The following is a 543-nucleotide window of genomic DNA, read 5'->3' on the forward strand; positions in this document are numbered from 1 at the left end:
GAGGAAACAGATAGAAGAGGAATTTATGGCAGGCCGTCCGTATAAAGTTACGGTCAGTGTAGGTGTCTCCTCGCTTGACCTCTCCACCTCCCGAACGGTTGACGATCTGATTCGGGCAGCGGACGACGCTGAAATTACTGCGAAAACGTCAGGAAAAAACAGAGTGGTTGCAGCCTGGCAGCAAGAAAAGACGTCCTTCTCGCAATGATGATTGTGCGAAAGGGCGCCTTTTTGCTTCGTTTCAAAAGGTAATCCTAGATCTGCCTGCCCACCAGTGTGCCTTCCAGAATAGCCCGCTTCGCGTCAAGCTCTCCTGCTTCTTTCGCCCCACCGATCACATGTACAGGGAGCCGTCCCTGCAGTTCTTCCGCCAGCACGCTGTTAGGGGTGCTTCCGGCAGCAATGATCACGGTGTCTGCCGGTACAAACCGCTCTTCCCCATTGTGCAGAAAAGAGACGCCCTCCGGTGTGATCGCTCTGTATTCGATTTCTGTCAACATGTCCACGCCCTGACGTTTCAACGTGGCCAGCACGGCCCAGCGA

1 protein-coding gene and 1 pseudogene are annotated in these 543 nt (G+C 54.3%); one reads left to right on the forward strand and one right to left on the reverse strand.

The annotated features are described in order from the left end of the window. Positions 1–208: pseudogene (locus tag MXD62_RS10020) on the forward strand (diguanylate cyclase); the annotation flags it as partial. Between the two features lie 46 nt (positions 209–254). Here the strand turns inward: MXD62_RS10020 and MXD62_RS10025 are convergent. Beyond that, positions 255–543 (reverse strand): FAD-dependent oxidoreductase (locus MXD62_RS10025; RefSeq protein ID WP_248829063.1); only part of this gene is annotated, 289 nt, incomplete at its 5' end.

This window comes from Frankia sp. Mgl5 (assembly GCF_023242985.1).
Classification (GTDB): domain Bacteria; phylum Actinomycetota; class Actinomycetes; order Frankiales; family Frankiaceae; genus Parafrankia; species Parafrankia soli.